Raw genomic sequence first — 16,755 nt, 5'->3', positions numbered from 1 at the left:
GCTTCCGCGTCCGTCGGCTCCGTCGCGGACAGCTATGACAACGCGATGGCCGAGGCTCTCAACGGCACCTTCAAGGCCGAGCTGATCGAGATGCAGGGCCCGTGGAAGGACGTCGACCAGGTCGAGCGGGCGGTCTTCCAGTGGGTGACGTGGTACAACGAGGAACGGCTCCACTCCGCTCTCGGCTACGTACCACCCGCCGAGTACGAACGCGACTACTGGCGAAGACTGGAGCAACCCCCGCAGTCCGCCTGAAACAAGACCACCGGACTCCACGAAACCCGGGGCACTTCATGGGGAATTCGGGAGAGGTTCCGGGGTGTGCAGGCGGGTCAGGCTGCCGTCCGGTGGGACACGTAGAGCCGGTACGAGGCACGGTTGTCCGCCTCCGGGGTGTCGATCGCGGTCACCGAGTCCAGGACGAGTCCGTGCTCAACGGCTTCCTGCCAGGGGCGTTGGGTATCGTCAGCGGTCCTGGGAGAGCTCCAGCAGCTCGGCGAAGGTTCCACCGGCGTGGACGAGATCGTCGTAGCGGCCCTGTTCGGTAATGCGGCCCTGTTCCATCACGATGATGTGGTCGGCGATCTTGGTGTTCTCCAGGCGGTGGGTGACCACGATGGTGATGCGGTCGGCGGAGATGGCCTTGATCCGTTCGAAGATCCGGTGCTCCCCACGCGGGTCCATCTGCGAGGTGGGTTCATCGAGGATGAGCAGGCCGGGGCGTCGGTACAGTGCCCTGGAACAGGCGAGGCGCTGCCACTCCCCGCCAGAGAGTTCCGCGCCGCCGAAGATGTCGCGGGCGAGGAGCGTGTCCAGGCCCACGGGGAGGTCCTCGACGGTTTGGCGCATGCCCACCGAGTCGACGGCTTCCCACGCGGGCCCGTCGTCGTGGGTGCGGGGCTGGCCCAGGGTGACGTTCTCACGGACGCGCAGAGGCCACTGGGCGAAGATCTGCGGCACCAGGCCGGTGTGGTCCCACACACTGGCGGGGTCAATCTCGGCGAGGTCGACGCCGTTCCAGGTGACCTTGCCCTTGTCGGGCAGGTAGATGCCGTTGAGGAGCCGGGTGAGTGTGGACTTGCCCGAGCCGTTCGCTCCGACGATCGCGAGGATCTGGCCGCGCCGCAGGGTGAGGGAGACGCCGTTCACCGCGGGTTCCTCCTTGCCGGGATACCGGTAGACGGCCTCCTCGACCCGGATCTCCTCGGTCGGTACGCGGTGCCGTCGGGTGCCGCGCTTGGGGGCACGGGCGGCGGCGTCGTCCAGGAAGGACTGCATGTCGCTCAGGTACAGGCTGGTGTGGAAGACGGCGGCTCCATTCAGGACCACGCCGGAGAGGGCAGCCAGCGTGGTCTGCACGGCGATGACGGCCGTAGCGGCGACCGCCAGGTCGATCCGGCCGGTCGCGGCGAGCCATGCGAGGGCGCCCCATGTAGCGACCAGGAACACGCCTCCGGCCAGGGCGGACAGGAGGGCGATGCGCAAGGTTCGCGGCGCCGCGGCGAGGGTGCGTCGGTCGCAGCGGTCGGACAGGGACCGGTACCAGAACACGAGGTAGTCGGCCATCGAGTTGGCCCGCACCTCGTCGCCGTACTTGGACGTGGTGGCCCACCAGCGCATCATGCCGCGCACGTTGCGGTCGGCCACGTTGGCGTAGTGGATCTCGTAGTCGACCCGGGAGGTCAGGACCGCGCCGATGCCGGCCGGCAGCACGGCGAGCAGGAGCAGGGGCAGCATCAGTGCGTTCAGGACGGACAGGACGCCCGCGGCGGTGATCATGCGGATCAGGGCGGACATGAACCGCTGCGCGTCGGCGACCATCACGTGGGTGCGGATCACCCCCATCTCCGCTGCCTCCTGACGGTCCGTGAACCCGTCCTCGGCGTACGCGGCGGCTTCCACTCGGCACACCGCCTCGACCAGGGCGGTGTCCGTCTCCGTGGTCAGCCGGGGCGTGATCCGCCGCTCGGCGTAGGAGGCCACGGAGGCGGCGCCGCGCCCGAGCCCGGCGGCGAGGGCCACGACGGCCAACGACGGCAGGGCACCGCGCAGCCGGTCGGCGACGGCACCGTCCGCGAGGATCGGCCCCATGGCCTGCGCGGTCGCGGTCAGCAGCACGGCGGCCGAGACGCCCGTGACCACCTGGCAGCCGAGCAACAACTGGACCGCGCGCCGGTCGGTCCGCCACGCCAATTGGGCGATCCGGCGCAGGACTCTCGGGATCTGCCCACACATCCGCCGGAAGGAGACTTGCGCGAGCGGATTGACGGCGTACTGCCCGTTGTACGTGATCTCCGCGGGCGGCGGGAACGCCGGTGCGGCGCCCGGTGGTTCCTGGGACTCGGCTGGGGTCGTCAATGGGCTCCTCCTAGTCGGTGCCGGGGCGGTCACCCGGCACAACGACCCCGCCCGAAGTTCGAACACATGTATTTCGGACTGACCTGGAACCCCGCGATAGAGCGCGGGCGGAGCTTGTGCGATGCACCGACCCTTGCCGCGCAAGGGCCCGACTCCGAGCTTGGGTGGCCGAAACGCCGAGGGTGCCCGTACGGGGCCCGCGCCGCTACCGGCTTGCCGGCCGTTAGTCGGATCCGGGTGGACGAGCCTGAACGCCAGCCGTGCGCCTGCCCGTTGGGCGGACCGGCGACGGCGCGTCGGGAGCGGAGGGGGCGCGGCCGGGACGGGTCTCGGCGTGAGCTGTATCGCCGCCCCGGTCTTCGCGGGCGGCACCACGGTCGCCGCGCTCTCGGTGGCGGTACCGCGCCCCCGGTTCAGCCCGGCCCGGCTGGCTCCCGCCGTACGGACGGCGGCGCTGGGGCTGTCCCGGGTGCTGCGAGGGGGCGGCTGAGGGTGGTCGGCCGAGAGCGGTCGGCGCCCGGTCGGGCGGCAGCCCTCCGTGCGAGAATGCTCGTGCCGTCGCCGCACTGATCCACCGAGGATTCCGTGTCCAAGCCCGAAGTCCGTGAGCCGATGCGTCGCAACTCAAGGGCGAACAGGGCGCGCATCCTCGCACGACCAGTTCGCCGAGCCGGTCGGTGACCGGACGGCCCTCCTCGTCGTACGCTGCCCCGTCAAGCGCCTGCTCCAGGGCGCCCCGGCCGACCAGGTCGTCAACCCGGCCGCCGTGGACAACCCCGAACTCATTGACCACTACGCCCGCTTGGGGGCCGAACGACGTGCTCGGCGGCTCGGCTAGCCCCGGCCGCCCGCTCGCCCGTGCTACACCTCGGGTTCCCAGGCGCGGAGCAGGTCGAGCAGTCCCGCGTCTCCGTCCAGGCGCAGGGAGTCGGCCGGGATGCGGTCGTAGAGGTAGATGACCAACTCGCCGGCCGTGCCGGTGACGGACACACCGGCAGGGTCCGGGGTGTCTCCGCTGAGGCGTGTGGACCGTGCGCCGTCCGCGTCGACCGTGAGGCGCCAGGAGGGGCCCTCGGTGGCGTGGAAGTCGAAGGCGGTGGGCTTGTGCGGCCAGGCGGCCGTCGTCGCGCAGACCGTGGCAAGGAACTCGTCGACACCGTCGAGTGCCACGTCGTCCGGCAGTGGCCGCGGGGCGCCCAGGGTGACCTGAACGTCGTAGGTGTGCATCGCGGTCTCCTGGACGCGGTGCCGGGCGACGCCACCGGCGTTCCGCGGCGTCTGCGACGCACCCCACCACGTCCAGCAGCCGCTGTCCGGGCCCGCCTCCCGCAGTGCGGCCAGCAGCAGCCGGGTCGACTCGTCCAGCCAGGCCAGCAGGGCCGCACGCTCCGGCGGCGCGACCAGGGCGGCCCGGGCGGCCACTGCCTCGGCGGGCGGGGCGTCGGCGGGGCCCGCGCCGACGATGGCGGCCCAGAAGCGGTCCCCGCCGCCCAGATGCTGCACCAGGTCGAACAGCGTCCACTCGGGGCAGGTCGGCACCTGCCTGTCGAGGCTCGGCGCCGAGGCGACCTCGGCACGGAACGCGGTGGAGCGTTCGTCGATCAGCCGCAGGAGGTCGGAGAACTCAAGTGTCATGGTCACACGGGGTGTCTATCACCACGTCGCGGCACATGAACAGCGAGTTTCCCGGCCCGGGCCGGGGGTCAGCCAACTGCCGGGAGTTCCCGGGCGAAGCGGCGGACCGCGTCCGTGAAGGCCCCCGGGGCGTCGAAGTTGACGAGATGTCCGGCCCGAGGGACCAACTCGACGCGGGCGTGGGGATGCGCGCGGGCGAACTCCGCCTCGTCGGCCCTGAAGAGGGTGTCCTTCTCGCCGTTGAGGATCAGCACCGGGGCCTGGACGAAACGCATGGAGCCGGCGTCGAAGCGTCCGAGCACCTCGCCCCAGGCCGCGGGCAGGGCATGGAAGGCGTAACCGGAACGGATGGTCGCCTCCACCACTTCCGGCGGGTAGAGGCGTCTGAGCAGCCGGTCGTTCCACTTGGTGAGCCGATCCACGGGGATGCGGGGGACCAGGCCGGCGACCCAACGATAGGGCGCTGTCCGCAGGCCGCGGGTGGAGGCGCTGGCTCCTGCGAGGATCAGTCCGCGGACTCGGTCCGGGTGGTGTCGTGCGAAGTCCAGGGAGGCATAGCCGCCGAGTGAATGCCCGACGATCAGGGCCGGGCCGTGGCCGAGGCTGTCCACCGCCGCGGCGATGACCTCGGACGCTCCGCGCAGACTCCACGGTTCGGCCGATCGCTTCCCATGGCCGGGCAGATCAATGGCGGCCACCGGGAACTCGTCCTGGAGTGCGGCGATTTGCATGCTCCACTGCCCGGCGCTGAAGCGCGTGCCGTGAACGAAGACGACAGGTACGGCGTCCGCTGCCGTCATCAACTCCCCCAAGCATCCGGCGTCGCGCCGACTGTACCCCGGTGGTTCCATCCCGGATCAGGCGAGGCGCGGGGCTGCCGGCCCGGCCGGACACGGCTGACCGTAAGGTGCTGGACCGAGCGTCGCTCGGTTACTCAGACAGTGGGGAGCGTTCCTTCCGATGACCACACAGCCCGCACGCCCGGAGAGCCTCCGTGCTGACTCACCGTTCAAGCCGCCCCTCGTCAAAGCGGTGTTCAGGGACGTGACGTCGCTGCCTGTCTCCCGGTCGGCCGCGTGGGCCGCCGCGTCGGTGACGCGGACCGTGCTGACGGAGATCATCGAGCGCGCGAGGACAGCGGCGGCCGAGGAGGCACGGAGGAAGCTGATACCCAGGGACCTCCTCTCGGCGATCGACCGGAACGTCGAGGTCGAGGTGGGGACCAAGTGGTACGACTACAGCCCGACGTTCCGGGGCCTCACCGGTGTCCGGTACGACGCCGATGGCGTGATCGTGCCTCCCCGTCAGCGCAACGAGTCACCCAAACCGAGCTTCCTGGTCGGCGCCCACAGGTTCGGGACCGGGGTCAAGAAGCTGCTGCGGAGCCACGGTGTCACTGCCGTCCCTGTCATGGTCCGCGACCTGGACGGAATCGCGAGCGCGTTCCTGACGGACCTCGCCCGGGACGCGGCCATGGTCGTCCGCGAGGGCGGGGTGAAGCGCTTCGGCACCGTCTCCATGACGCTGCCGGGCGAGCCGGACCCGGCGCCGCCGCTCAAGGATCCGCTGCTGGCTCTGTCCACGCGCAAGGAGGACGCGCGGACCATAGGCAGGGACGACGTGCTGGCCGCCACCTCGATGCAGCTGTTCGGCAGCCTCAGGGAGCGAGCCATGACCGAAGCACGTGAGGCGACATCGCGACCGCACAATCGCTGAAGGCGACGAGGGCAGGATGCGAACCACGCCACCGGCAGGCCGACGGGGCTGTTCAGCCCGCCTTGCCGGCAAGGTCGGCCAGGAACTGCGGCACCCGCCCGGCCCCGAAGTCGTAGTACCGCGCCCACCGAGGCTCCACCGCGATGCGCGCCATGCGGTCGTACAGGGCCCGGCAGTTCCGCTCGAACTCGGCCGCGTACTCGGCGTCGAAGTTCTTGCGCGCGGCCGCAAGATACTCCGGCACGACCCCGTCGACGACGGTCAGGTGCACGACCCCGCGTACGGACAGCGCCCTGGCCGAGCCCGGGCCGTCGCCGGCCTCAATGGTCAGCGCGACCTCGGGCCGGGCGGTCAGCGCCTTCACCTTGGGCGCCGTGGCGGCGGTGGACAGGACGATCTCCTCGCCGGTCCAGAAGAAGCCGATCGGGACGACCCGCGGCAACCCGTCGGGGCCGATGTACGCGAGGCGTGCCATCGACGCCTGCTCCAGCAGCTCACGGGCGTCGGCCAGCTCCTGCTCGATCCGCTTGCGGTCCATGCTCTCCGCCCTCCTCTGTCGCGCGCCCTTCGTGGCCGCTCACGCCTCTGGGACGGAGCCGCCGTCCGGTTCTCGACACTCCGGCCTTGCCGGTGTGGGACGAGCACCGCGTCGAAGGGGTGAGCAGAGGGGGTGTGCGGTCAGAATGAACCTTCTGCGTGCCCTGTGCATCCTTGAGGGCGTCAGTCATGCGGCCTCGCGGCCGCGCGAGGCCGCTGACCTGCGGTTGAAGAGGAGTAGAGGATGAGCGGGGCCCTGCCCGGCGAGGAAACGTGCGAGCTCGATCCGATCACCTGGGACGCCCTCGTCGAGGCGATGCGCAAGCACGGGGTGACCGACGACGTCATGGGCAAGGTGTGTCACGACGCGCTGCGAGTGATCAACGCCACGCCGGTCGCCGAGCGGGACCGGCTCAACGCCGAGGCCGAGGAGAACTTCGCCAAGCGGCAGGCGGGGCTTTTGCACTGACCTCCGCGCGCCCGGGCCCCGTGCCTACAGCGGTATCCACTCGCTGGAGACGGTGACCTCGTCCAGTACGTCCGGCAGCGGCTCGGTGCCGAGGCCGGGGCCCGTGGGGACGTCGAGGTGGCCGTCGGCCAGGACGAACGGCTCGGTGATGTCGGTGGCGAAGTAGCGGCGGGAGCCGGAGGTGTCGCCGGGGAGGGTGAAGCCGGGCAGGGCGGCGAGGGCGACGTTGGCGGCGCGGCCGATGCCGGTCTCCAGCATGCCGCCGCACCACACCGGGATGCCGTGGGCGCGGGCGAGGTCGTGGATGCGCCGGGCTTCGAGGTAGCCGCCGACCCGGGCGGGCTTGATGTTGATGACGGAGCAGGCGCCCAGCGAGATGGCCGCGGCGGCATGGGCGGCGGACTCGATGGACTCGTCCAGGCAGATCGGGGTGCGCAGCAGCTTGGCGAGCTGGGCGTGCTGGACCATGTCGTCGTTGGCCAGCGGCTGTTCGATCAGCAGGAGGCCGAAGTCGTCGAGCTTGGCGAGCTGTTGGGCGTCCACCAGGGTGTAGGCGGCGTTGGCGTCGACCTGGAGCAGCAGGTCGTCACCGAAGCGCTCGCGTACGGCGCGTACCGGCTCCACGTCCCAGCCGTGTTCGATCTTCAGCTTGATCCGGACGTAGCCCTCGGCGATGTACCCCTCCACCGCGTCCAGGAGTTGGGGGATCGAGTCCATGATGCCCACCGACACACCGCACGGGACACGGTCGCGGGCGGCACCGAGGTAGGAGCCGAAGGACTCACCGGCGCTGCGCAGTTGGGCATCGAGTACCGCCGTCTCCAGCGCCGACTTCGCCATGTGGTGGCCGGTGAAGGGCTCCAGGACCCGCCCCACCGCGTGCGCGTCCACGCCGTCCTTCGGCAGGGCGGGGATGAGGAACCTGCGCAGGACGCCCTGTGCGCCGTCGACGTACTCGGAGCAGTAGCGGGGCTCGGACATCGCCGCGCACTCGGCCCAGCCCTCCCCGTCGGAGGTGACGACACGGACCAGCAGGACGTCGCGGCTGGTCTCCACGCCGAAGGAGGTGCGGAACGGGGCGACGAGCGGCATCGCGATACGGCGCAGTTCGACGCCGGAGATCTTGGTCTTCACGAGGGTTCCTTCGCGGGGGTCGGTTCGCGGGGTGTCGGTTCGCGGGGTGTCAGTCAGGAGCGGGTCGCGGGGCGCCGGACGACGTAGCGGCGGCGTTCGTGCAGGCCGACGACGCGGGCGCCCTCCGTGAGCAGGCCGCCCAGGGTCTGCCGCAGGGCCAGCCGCCAGGCGCGGGCTGCGCCGGGGTCGGTGCGGCGCAGGGCCTCGATGTCGTCGGGGAGGTCGACGAGCACGGTCCCGGCGTCGGTCGTGCCCGTCACCGGGTGCCCTTCGTGGTCCCGCAGGACGTGGACGGCGTCGGCGGGCAGCTCCAACAGCTCGGGCGGTGCGGGCTCGGTCAGGTTCCAGGCGGCGAGGACGCGGTCGGAGTCGTCGCCGCCGTTGATCGCGTCGTCCATGGCGCCGTAGAAGGACACCAGGTACTCCTCGGGGCGCGCGCCGAGCTTGACCAGGTTGAAGTAGGCGTTGCGGCGGATGAGCGGGTCGTAGGTCCAGGTGATGCGTTTCAGCCCGCGGTCGAGCGCCCATTGCCGCTGGTGCAGCTTGAGGGCGAGACCCGCGCCGCGCCCCGTGACGGCGCCGGTGATGTGCGAGTGCAGGCTCACTCCGATGGGCTCGCCGAGGAAGGCGACGGAGGCGCCCACGAGGCGGCCGTCGTCGTAGGCCCCGGCGACATAGTTGCCGGCGTGGGCGAGGGCCCGCATGAGCTCGGCGGAGACGGGCGGGTTTCCCGGTTCGGTGCCCCATATCGCGGCGTAGAGGAGGGCTACGGTCTCGAAGTCCTCCATGGTGTGCAGTTCGCGGACGGCGGGTGCGGTCATCGCAGTGCTCCGACGAGGTGGGCCAGGAGGCGGGTGCGGGCGGGCATCTCGGCGGTGATGACGTGCTCGTGGTCGGCGTGCGCGCCGTCCCCGACCGCGCCGAGCCCGTCGAGGGTGGGACAGCCGACACCGGCGGTGTAGTTGCCGTCGGAGGCGCCGCCGACGGCCGTGTGCCGCAGCGGGCCGAGGCCGAGCCGTTCGGCCTGCTCCGAGGCGAGGGCGAAGAGGTGCCGGGAGGCGTCGGGGGCGAGCGGCGGCCGGTTGGGGCCGCCGCCGATGTCCATTGTGACGCCCGGGAGTTGGGGCTGCAGCGCCTTGATGCGCTGGTCGACCGCCTGCTGCGCGGCCGGCGTGGTCACACGGACGTCCACGTTCAACTCGGCGCGTGCGGGGACGGTGTTCGTTGCCGTCCCGGCCGACACCAGGGTGGGGGTGACGGTGGTTCCCATGCCGACGCAGGTGGCGATGGACCGCAACGCCAGTATCTGGTGGGCGAGTTCGGTGGCCGCGTTGACGCCCTTCTCCGGTTCCAGGCCCGCGTGGGCGGCACGGCCGTGCACGGTGATGTCGTACAGGGAGACGCCCTTGCGGCTGGTCTTGAGGGCGCCGCCGGGTGCCGAGGGCTCCAGGACGAGGGTGGCCGAACAGGTGCGGACGATGTCCTCGATGAGCGCGCGGGAGGTGTCCGAGCCGGTCTCCTCGTCGCCGGTGACCAGGACGCACAGGCCGTCGAGGGAGGGGAGCGAGGCGAGGGCGTGGAACATCTGGACCAGGCCCGCCTTCATGTCGAAGACACCGGGGCCGCGGGCGACACCGCCCTCGACCGACCAGGGATGCGTGGTGAGGGAGCCGATCGGCCAGACGGTGTCGTGGTGGCCGAGCAGCAGGACGCGCGGCGTGCCGAAGGTCCACTGGACGTGGGTGACGCCCCCGATGTCCAGCAGCCGGGGCCGGGTGCCGAGCAGGCGGCTGCCCTGTGCAGCGACCACCTGGGCGCTGCGGGCGACGGCCGTGTAGTCGGCGGAGAAGGACTCGCAGGTCACCAGTTCTTCGAGGTCGGCGAGCATGGCGTCGACATTGGCCGGGTCCGCCGGTGCGGGGAGTGCTTCGGTCACGGGAGGGTCCTCCTGGGTGGGATGACCGCCACGCTAGGTAGACGGACCCCGGCCGAGTTGGTCGTACGGTGACAACATCGGCACCCCGATTCGTACCGTGCTCCCAACCGTCGGCAAGGCATGTGCTCCTGCTTGAATGCGGGAGTGATCGAACTCGCGATGTGTGTGGCCGCTGCCGGCCTCGTCGGATGGCTGGTGCGCCGGAAGCGGCAGCAGAGGTCCACCGCGACAGCCGCCGGGGAACCGGCCGGGCTGCCCTGCATGCTGCGGTGGTCCGCTCAGGGAGCGCGCTGGAGGCCGGGACGCCTGCTGATCGGAGAGGCGGGTCCGCTGGTCTGGCAGCCTTCCTGGGGCAAGCGGGAGGCCGCCCTGCCTGCCGGTCTGCGGCAGACAGGGCTGCGCTCGCCCACGATGCGCGAGGCGATGGGCCTGAACCCGAGGTCCCGGATCGTGGAATGCGAGTCGTCCGAGGGGGAGGTCCTGGTCGCGGTCATGCCGGAGGACCTGGACGAGCTGATCAAGGCGTTGGAGCGCGCATAACCCTCGCCCCGAAACGGGCACCTACCCCATGGCCGTGCTCATCAGGCGCCGCGTGTTCCCGCCGAGGATCTTCAGGATGTCCTCCTCGGGCAGTCCCCGGCGGACCAGTGCCTCGGTGACCAGCGGCATCCCGGCCGGGCCTTCCAGACCGGGGAAGTCGAACAGGAAGTCGGGGTCCTCGCAGCACGGCGGGGTGACGTCGTGCAGGACCTCCCGGACGAAGTCCGACCCCAGGCCGACGTGGTCGATCCCGGCCACGGAGACGATGTGCTCGATGTGGTCGACGACCAGGTCGACGCTCACCTTCTCCCGGTCGGCGGTGTCGGTGAGGAAGTCGGGCACGAAGTTCACGCAGACCACGCCACCGGTGGCGGCCACCCCGCGGATCTGGTCGTCGGTGAGGTTGCGGTGGTGGTCGCGCAGGGCGCGGGCGCAGGAGTGGGTGGCGATCAGGGGGCGGGTCGCGAGGTCCAGGACGTGTGCGACACCGGCGGCGCCGAGGTGGGAGATGTCGAAGAGCATGCCCAGGCGCTCCATCTCGCGCAGCGCCTCGACCCCGGGTGCGGTCAGCCGGCTGCCGGTGGCGTCCTCCCGGCTGCCGTCGGCGAGCGGGGTGCGGCCCCAGTGGGCTATGGACGCGATACGCACACCGAGCCGGAAGACGGTGGAGAACAGTTCCACGGAGGCGTCGATGCCCGGCGCGCTCTCCAGCGCCAGCACGAGGGCGATACGGCCCTCGGCGAGCGCGGCGTCGATGTCGGCGCCGTCGAGGCACAGGGCGACGTCATCGGGGTTGGCCTCGGCGAGCACATGCGCGCACTCGATCATGCGCAGGGTCTGCCGCAGCGCGCCTTCAGGACGGTACTGGTCGTCGATGAACACCGGCAGCACCTGGATGTCGATGCCTCCCTCGCGCAGCTGGGGCAGCCAGCGTTCCCGGAAGAAGCCGCCCCAGCGCTGGGGCGGGCGCGCGGCGACGGCCATCAGCAGGTCGTTGTGGGCGTCGGCGACGACGGCACGGCGGTGCAGGTCCAAGGGCACGGCGGGAGCCTTTCCGTAGAGGCGGGGCACTGGAGGCGGGGCACTTCTCAGTCGGCACTCGGCGTTTCGCCGACGCCCATCAAGCGCAGCTGCACCATCGCGGCGAACCGGGCGGACGGGTCCTGAAGATCGATCCGCCCCACCTCGGCGACCCGGCGCAGCCGGTACCGGAAGGTGTTGGGGTGGACGAACACACTGGCCGAGGCGGCGATCACATCGCCGAAGGCGTCCAGCCAGGCCCGGAGCGTCTCCACGAGGTGCGCGTTGTGCTTGGCGTCGTAGGCGACGAGCCGGGCGAGCGGGCCGGACAACTCGTCGCGGTTGGCGATGGCCAGATCCCGCATCTCCAGCATGAGCGCGTCGACGTACACATCGGAGATCGCGGCGACGCGCTGCGCGGACCGGCCGCTGAGAAGTACGCGCAGCGCGCGGTCGGCGTTGGTGCGTGAGCGGGGGAGAGCGGCCGGTTCCTGGGCCACCGAGCCGATCCCGATGACGGCGCCGGTGTGCTCGCCAGTGCGCTGGAGGAAGTTCGACGCCACGTGGGCGGCGCGTTCCCGCGCGTGGGCGGTGTCGCCCGGCACCGGCAGGAGGGCGTAGATCGTGTCGCCGAGCAGGGCCACGGCGGAGCGCGGCTGCACCGCGGTGAGATGGACGGCCAGGGCGCCGGCCAGTCGCTGGCGCTCGGCGGTGATGTGGGCGTGGTCCTCGTCGTGGTCGGGCACCAGGCCCATGGCCATGACCAGGGTGGGCTCGTCGACCAGACCCAGGCGGCCCAGCGCCTCGACGGCTTCGGCGCCGCCTTCCAGGACGGTCGTGACGAGACCGGCCCGCAGCCGGTTCTCCGCGTCGGTGCCCGCCCGGAAGCGCAGCATGTGCAGCGCGACGAGCTTCGCCGACTCCAGGAACGCCTGCTCCCGCTCGGGCGTGAGCGGTCTGCGTACCGCCGCCCAGACCGAACCGAGGAACTCGTCCCCGGCACGCACGGCGACCGCGACCCTGGGCAGCGCGTCCTCGTCATGGGCCGTCGCGGCGGGAACGTGCACCAGGCCGTGGCTGCGGTACAGCTCCCGGAAGACACCGTCCTCTTCATGGATGCGCAGGTAACGCTCCGGCACCTGCCGGGCCAGGATGGTCTCCACCCGCGAGGAGTCCGCCTCGTCCTGCCTCCCCGAGAAGGCGAGCACCCTCGATCGCCGGTCCTCGATGGTGACGGGCGCGTCCAGCAGGGTGGCGATCGCGTTCGCCAGGGCGAACAGGTCACCGGACGGAACCCCGCCCAGCGTGTGCGCCTCGGCGTCGCCGATGTCCTCCTCGGAGAGCAGCGTGCGCAGCATTGCCGCCAACTGGGCCCAGGACGCGCCGCGGGTCAGGGCCAGCAGGGCCACCCCGGTCTCGGCGACGACCGGCCCCAGCGCGTCCGCGTCCTCGACAGGTGCCCGTACCACCAGTGCCGTGGCCTTCTGCGCCCGAAGGCTGCGCAGCAGGCCGGCGATGTCCTCGGCGCCGTGCACGCCCACGCCGAGCACGATGGCGTGCGCCGGGTAGTGCTGCTCGTCGTACGGATCATGGATGCCGACGCCACCGATCTCGCCCGCGGTCAGCGCGTCGCCGTGCACCAGGTCGAGAAGGGTGGAACCGAGATCCTCCAGCACGCGGCCGAGGCTCCCGGCGGGGTGCGCCGACATGTGCCTGATCATCTCCGCAGGTTAGGCCCGTGGGGAGCCCTGCGACTTCGTTCTTGCGTACGAGCATAGGCCGGACCGTTCGTCGCGTGGAACGAACACGGGCGCCGACCTGTGGGCAGGGGGGCCACGTAAGATCACCCTCAGGGGGTGGTGGCATGACCATGAAAAGCTATCGGTGGTGTGCGGGGATCGCGGCGCTGTGGCTGCTGACCGCGTGCGGGGGAGGCGCGGACAGCGGCGGGGCCACGGCGCTGACGAAGGAACAGGCGCAGCAGGCGCTGCCGGACAGGCAGGCCATGACGGGGTGGGACGAGCAAGCAGACCCCCTCGCCCTCAAGATGGAGAGGCTCCACCGTGAGCAGGTATGCCCCGGCAAGGACAACCCCGGCTGCGAGAACGCCCGCTACTACGGCACGTCCGTATTCCAGCGCGACGAGAAACCGACCCGCGTCACCTTCCTGATCATCACGTACGACAGCGAGGAGTCGGCCCGGAAGGCGTACGACGTGCTCTGGGACGAGTACTACAGCGACCGGGCCGGGCCGAAGGCGAGGACGTTCGACCTCGGGCCGGTCGGTGACGAACGGGACGCCAGGTTCGGTACATCCGGGTTCAAGGGCGAGCCCGGAGCAGTGGCCCAGGCACGGGTCGGCACGGTGGTGCTGTGGACGCTGGCGGCCGGCCTGGTCAAGGGCGGCCTGAAGGAGGACGAAGTCCGGGACCTGACCGAGGTGTTCGCGCAGCGGGCGCGGCAGGCCCAGGACGGGGAGGCGCCGTCGGCGGCGCTGGACGACTGAACGAGCGGCCGTACGAGACACGCGCCGGCCCTTGCTCCTGGAACGCCGCTGCGGGATTGATCTCCACCCGGAAGTCCTGCACATCCGCCCAGGCCGGACGCCGTACGCCGTTCGACGGGGGCGCAGCCCGACCCGCCCCCGCCGCGCCCCCGCCCCCCGGCTCAGGCCAACGTCACTTCCACCGGCAGCCGCTTGATCCCGTTGACGAAGTTGGAGCGCACCCGGGGTACGTCACCCACGAGGCGGATGTCGGCCAGGCGCGGGATCAACTCCTCGAACATGATGCGGATCTCGGTGCGGGCCAGCAGGTTGCCCAGGCACAGGTGGGGGCTGCCCTTGCCGAAGGTGATGTGGTCGTTGTTCTCGCGGGTGACGTCGAAGTCGTAGGGGTTGCCGAAGACTTCCTCGTCGCGGTTGCCGGAGGCGAACCACATGACGACCTTGTCGCCCTCCCTCACCTTCTTGCCGCCGAGTTCGACGTCACGGGTCGCGGTGCGGCGGAAGTGGTAGACGGGGGAGGCCCAGCGCAGGAACTCCTCGACCGCCGTCGGGATGAGGGACGGGTCGTCCTTGAGGCGGGCGAGCTGCTCCGGGTGCTGGAGGAGGGCCAGCATGGAGTGGGTGATGGTGTGGCGGGTCGTCTCGTTGCCGGCGACGACCAGGAGCAGGAAGTAGTTGTCGAAGTCCTGCGCGGACAGCGGGACTCCGTCGCGGGGGGTCTCGTTGACCAGCCGCGAGATCAGATCGGTGCCGTTGCCGCCGCGCCGCTGCCGGGCCAGTTCCCGCCCGTACTCGAAGACCTCCAGTGAGGCGGGGGAGCGGAAGGGCAGGTCGCGGTACTTCTCGCTCTCCTCGCTGTGCAGCAGGACATCGGCGTAGTCGGGGTCGGTGTTGCCGATGATGCGGTTGCCCCAGTCGATGAGCTGCTGGTTGTCCTCCGGGGGCACGTCCAGCAGCCGGGCGAGCACGTTGATCGGGAAGTCGGCGGAGACTTCCTTGACGAAGTCGAAGGTGCCCTTGGCCAGGGCGGCGTCGAGGGTGGTCGCGGTCAGGCCGCGCAGGAAGTCGGCGTAGCTGTTGATGACGCTCGCGCCGAACTGCCGCTGGAGCAGGCTGCGCAGGGCCCGGTGCCGGACGCCGTCCAGCTCCAGGATGGAGGCCCGCTTCTTGATCTGGTCGTCGTCGAGCTCTTCGAGGTTGACGAACTTCGAGGAGGTGAAGGTCTCGGCGTCGCGGTCGACGCGGGCGATGTCGGCGTGCCGGGTCACGGCCCAGAAGCCGGAGTTGGGGGCGTCCTCCTCCTGCCAGTGCACGGGGTCCTCGTGCCGCAGGGTGTGGAACATGCGCCACGGGGTGATGCCGTCGGTGAAGTTGTCGAGGTCGGCGAGGTCGACGTCGGCCAGCGCAAGCGGCTCGCGCACGGCGTCGGCGACGGACTGGGCGGGGGTGCTGGTGGTCATGGGGTGGGTGCTCCTCGGCGGTTCGTACGGGGGCCGGTGCTCAGAGGTGGTAGGCGTACTCGGTGAACTCCCAGTCGGTGACGTGCCGTTGGAAGCGCTCGACCTCGTCGCGCTTGTAGGCGAGATAGGAAGAGGTGAAGTCCTTGCCGAGCACCTCGGTCAGTGCTGTGTCGGCCTCCAGGGCGTCGAGGGCGGCGGGGAGGGACATCGGCAGCAGGGGGGACTTCGTGGTGTCGTAGCCGTAGCCGTCCAGCGGGGCCGGGGGCTCCTCGCCTGCCAGCACTCCGAGCAGGGCGGCCGCGATCGTGCCCGCGACCAGCAGGTACGGGTTCGCGCTGGCGTCTCCCAGGCGCAGTTCCAGGCGGGCGGCCGCACCGCGCTCCGGCGGGATGCGGACCATGGCGCTGCGGTTGTCCAGGCCCCAGTCGACCAGCCAGGGGGCGAGGGTGTCGGGGCCGAAGCGCTTGTAGGAGTTGACCGTGGGGTTGGCGAGCGCCGCCAGGGCAGGCGCGTGGGCCAGGATGCCGGCCACGGCGTGGCGGCCGATGGCGGACAGGCCGTAGGGGGCGGACGGGTCGTCGAAGGCGTTGGCGCCCTCCTCGTCCGTACAGGAGAGGTGCAGGTGGAAGCCGGAGCCTCCGGCGCCGTTGAAGGGCTTGGCCATGAAGGTGGCCAGGCGGCCTTCCTTGCGGGCGAGTTCCTTGACGGCCGACTTGAAGCGGAAGGCGCGGTCCGCGGCGGTCATGGCGTCGCCGTGGGTCAGGTTGATCTCGAACTGCGAGCCGTCGAACTCGTGGTTGCCGCTGCTGACGCCGATGTTCATGGCGTGCAGTTGGCGCAGGGTGCGCAGCAGGTGGTTGTCGTCGTCGGCGCGCAGGCCGGCGGTGTAGACGACGCCCTGGGTGTCGCTGTACTTGCGCCAGCCGGTCGGGGCGCCGGGGTCGGCGTCGCACAGGAAGTATTCGAGTTCCGGTCCGACGACGGGGCTCAGGCCGTGCTCGGCGCACCGGTCGAGGACGGCGCGCAGCAGGTCGCGCGGGGATTCCGGGGCGGGCCGCCCGGTGGCCGGGTCGGTCACGTCGCCCAGGCAGGTGGCGACGCCCGGTTCCCACGGCAGGGCAGTGAGGGTGTCGAGGTCGGGGCGTACGCAGATATCGGGCAGGCCCGCGTCCAGCCCGCCGGTGACGGGGACGACGTCGCCCTGGGGGGTCGTGTGGTAGACGGCCCGGCAGAAGGCGAGACCGTGGTCGCAGGCCGAGGGCAGATGGTCCAGCAGGACGTCCCGGGCCCGTTCGGTGCCGATGAGGTCGGGATAGGTCACCCGGACCACGTCGATGCCCTCGGCGGCCAGCCGTTCCATGTGCCGGCGGACGGGTGGGGTGTCGGATGCGCTCACCGGTGTCTCCTCTGGGGAAGGGGGCGCCTTGCAGGGCTCGGGGGCTCA

At 71.1% G+C, this 16,755-nt stretch carries 17 protein-coding genes and 1 pseudogene; 7 read left to right on the top strand and 11 right to left on the bottom strand.

Going from position 1 to position 16,755, the window contains the following annotated elements:
- A partial coding sequence (locus tag ACZ7L7_RS30010) for an integrase core domain-containing protein (RefSeq protein WP_472077660.1) occupies positions 1 to 255 on the top strand: 255 nt, incomplete at its 5' end.
- A gap of 210 nt (positions 256 to 465) precedes the next feature.
- Here the strand turns inward: ACZ7L7_RS30010 and ACZ7L7_RS30005 are convergent.
- Complete coding sequence (locus ACZ7L7_RS30005) at positions 466 to 2,235, bottom strand: ATP-binding cassette domain-containing protein (protein WP_472077662.1); 1,770 nt, start codon at positions 2,233 to 2,235, stop codon at positions 466 to 468.
- 451 nt (positions 2,236 to 2,686) lie between these two features.
- Here ACZ7L7_RS30005 and ACZ7L7_RS30000 point away from each other — a divergent pair.
- Positions 2,687 to 2,848, top strand: a pseudogene (locus tag ACZ7L7_RS30000) (IclR family transcriptional regulator domain-containing protein); the annotation flags it as partial.
- A 114-nt stretch (positions 2,849 to 2,962) separates the two neighbouring features.
- Positions 2,963 to 3,196: a hypothetical protein gene (locus ACZ7L7_RS29995; protein ID WP_285514644.1), complete on the top strand. Its 234-nt coding sequence runs from the start codon at positions 2,963 to 2,965 to the stop codon at positions 3,194 to 3,196.
- Between the two features lie 23 nt (positions 3,197 to 3,219).
- Here the strand turns inward: ACZ7L7_RS29995 and ACZ7L7_RS29990 are convergent, their stop codons facing one another.
- Both ACZ7L7_RS29990 and ACZ7L7_RS29985 read right to left on the bottom strand, forming a co-directional pair.
- Positions 3,220 to 3,993, bottom strand: coding sequence for a maleylpyruvate isomerase family mycothiol-dependent enzyme (locus ACZ7L7_RS29990; protein ID WP_285514639.1), 774 nt, complete (start codon positions 3,991 to 3,993; stop codon positions 3,220 to 3,222).
- A gap of 68 nt (positions 3,994 to 4,061) precedes the next feature.
- The gene (locus ACZ7L7_RS29985; protein WP_285514540.1) at positions 4,062 to 4,793 is read right to left on the bottom strand and encodes an alpha/beta fold hydrolase; all 732 of its coding nucleotides are present in this window, start codon (positions 4,791 to 4,793) and stop codon (positions 4,062 to 4,064) included.
- Positions 4,794 to 4,953: 160 nt separating this feature from the next.
- On the opposite strand from ACZ7L7_RS29985, the gene ACZ7L7_RS29980 reads away from it, so the two are divergent.
- Positions 4,954 to 5,709, top strand: coding sequence for a hypothetical protein (locus tag ACZ7L7_RS29980; RefSeq protein WP_285514541.1), 756 nt, complete (start codon positions 4,954 to 4,956; stop codon positions 5,707 to 5,709).
- A 52-nt stretch (positions 5,710 to 5,761) separates the two neighbouring features.
- Here the strand turns inward: ACZ7L7_RS29980 and ACZ7L7_RS29975 are convergent, their stop codons facing one another.
- Complete coding sequence (locus ACZ7L7_RS29975) at positions 5,762 to 6,247, bottom strand: pyridoxamine 5'-phosphate oxidase family protein (protein WP_472077659.1); 486 nt, start codon at positions 6,245 to 6,247, stop codon at positions 5,762 to 5,764.
- A 243-nt stretch (positions 6,248 to 6,490) separates the two neighbouring features.
- On the opposite strand from ACZ7L7_RS29975, the gene ACZ7L7_RS29970 reads away from it, so the two are divergent.
- Complete coding sequence (locus tag ACZ7L7_RS29970) at positions 6,491 to 6,715, top strand: hypothetical protein (RefSeq protein ID WP_453598589.1); 225 nt, start codon at positions 6,491 to 6,493, stop codon at positions 6,713 to 6,715.
- A 24-nt stretch (positions 6,716 to 6,739) separates the two neighbouring features.
- Here ACZ7L7_RS29970 and menC read toward each other — a convergent pair whose 3' ends face one another.
- From menC to ACZ7L7_RS29955, 3 genes are read right to left on the bottom strand one after another with little or no spacing between them, the layout of a single operon-like run.
- Entirely contained in the window at positions 6,740 to 7,849 is a 1,110-nt protein-coding gene (menC, locus tag ACZ7L7_RS29965; protein ID WP_471592882.1) for an o-succinylbenzoate synthase, read from the bottom strand.
- Between the two features lie 53 nt (positions 7,850 to 7,902).
- Positions 7,903 to 8,670, bottom strand: a complete 768-nt coding sequence (locus tag ACZ7L7_RS29960) for a GNAT family N-acetyltransferase (protein WP_472077658.1) — start codon at positions 8,668 to 8,670, stop codon at positions 7,903 to 7,905.
- The gene (locus tag ACZ7L7_RS29955; protein WP_472077661.1) at positions 8,667 to 9,737 is read right to left on the bottom strand and encodes a M20 family metallopeptidase; all 1,071 of its coding nucleotides are present in this window, start codon (positions 9,735 to 9,737) and stop codon (positions 8,667 to 8,669) included. Before ACZ7L7_RS29955 ends, ACZ7L7_RS29960 begins: the two co-directional genes overlap by 4 nt.
- A gap of 192 nt (positions 9,738 to 9,929) precedes the next feature.
- Between ACZ7L7_RS29955 and ACZ7L7_RS29950 the strand changes: the two genes are divergently transcribed.
- On the top strand, positions 9,930 to 10,325 hold the full coding sequence (locus ACZ7L7_RS29950) for a hypothetical protein (RefSeq protein ID WP_250754888.1): 396 nt from the start codon (positions 9,930 to 9,932) through the stop codon (positions 10,323 to 10,325).
- 21 nt (positions 10,326 to 10,346) lie between these two features.
- Here ACZ7L7_RS29950 and ACZ7L7_RS29945 read toward each other — a convergent pair whose 3' ends face one another.
- A complete protein-coding gene (locus ACZ7L7_RS29945) occupies positions 10,347 to 11,366 on the bottom strand; it encodes a dipeptidase (protein ID WP_285514546.1) in 1,020 nt (339 codons plus the stop codon).
- Positions 11,367 to 11,413: 47 nt separating this feature from the next.
- The gene (locus tag ACZ7L7_RS29940) at positions 11,414 to 13,054 is read right to left on the bottom strand and encodes a PucR family transcriptional regulator (protein ID WP_285514641.1); all 1,641 of its coding nucleotides are present in this window, start codon (positions 13,052 to 13,054) and stop codon (positions 11,414 to 11,416) included.
- A gap of 161 nt (positions 13,055 to 13,215) precedes the next feature.
- Between ACZ7L7_RS29940 and ACZ7L7_RS29935 the strand changes: the two genes are divergently transcribed.
- Positions 13,216 to 13,851 (top strand): hypothetical protein, encoded by a 636-nt coding sequence (locus tag ACZ7L7_RS29935; protein WP_285514547.1) that lies wholly within the window; start codon positions 13,216 to 13,218, stop codon positions 13,849 to 13,851.
- 161 nt (positions 13,852 to 14,012) lie between these two features.
- Here ACZ7L7_RS29935 and ACZ7L7_RS29930 read toward each other — a convergent pair whose 3' ends face one another.
- Positions 14,013 to 15,311, bottom strand: a complete 1,299-nt coding sequence (locus ACZ7L7_RS29930) for a cytochrome P450 (RefSeq protein WP_453598576.1) — start codon at positions 15,309 to 15,311, stop codon at positions 14,013 to 14,015.
- Positions 15,312 to 15,351: 40 nt separating this feature from the next.
- Positions 15,352 to 16,707 (bottom strand): glutamine synthetase family protein, encoded by a 1,356-nt coding sequence (locus tag ACZ7L7_RS29925; RefSeq protein WP_285514549.1) that lies wholly within the window; start codon positions 16,705 to 16,707, stop codon positions 15,352 to 15,354.
- Between the last annotated feature and the right edge of the window lie 48 nt (positions 16,708 to 16,755).

This window comes from Streptomyces sp. NPDC110618 (genome assembly GCF_055657065.1).
Note: the sequence above shows the minus strand (reverse complement) of the source record. Positions and strands in the feature narration are given on the sequence as shown.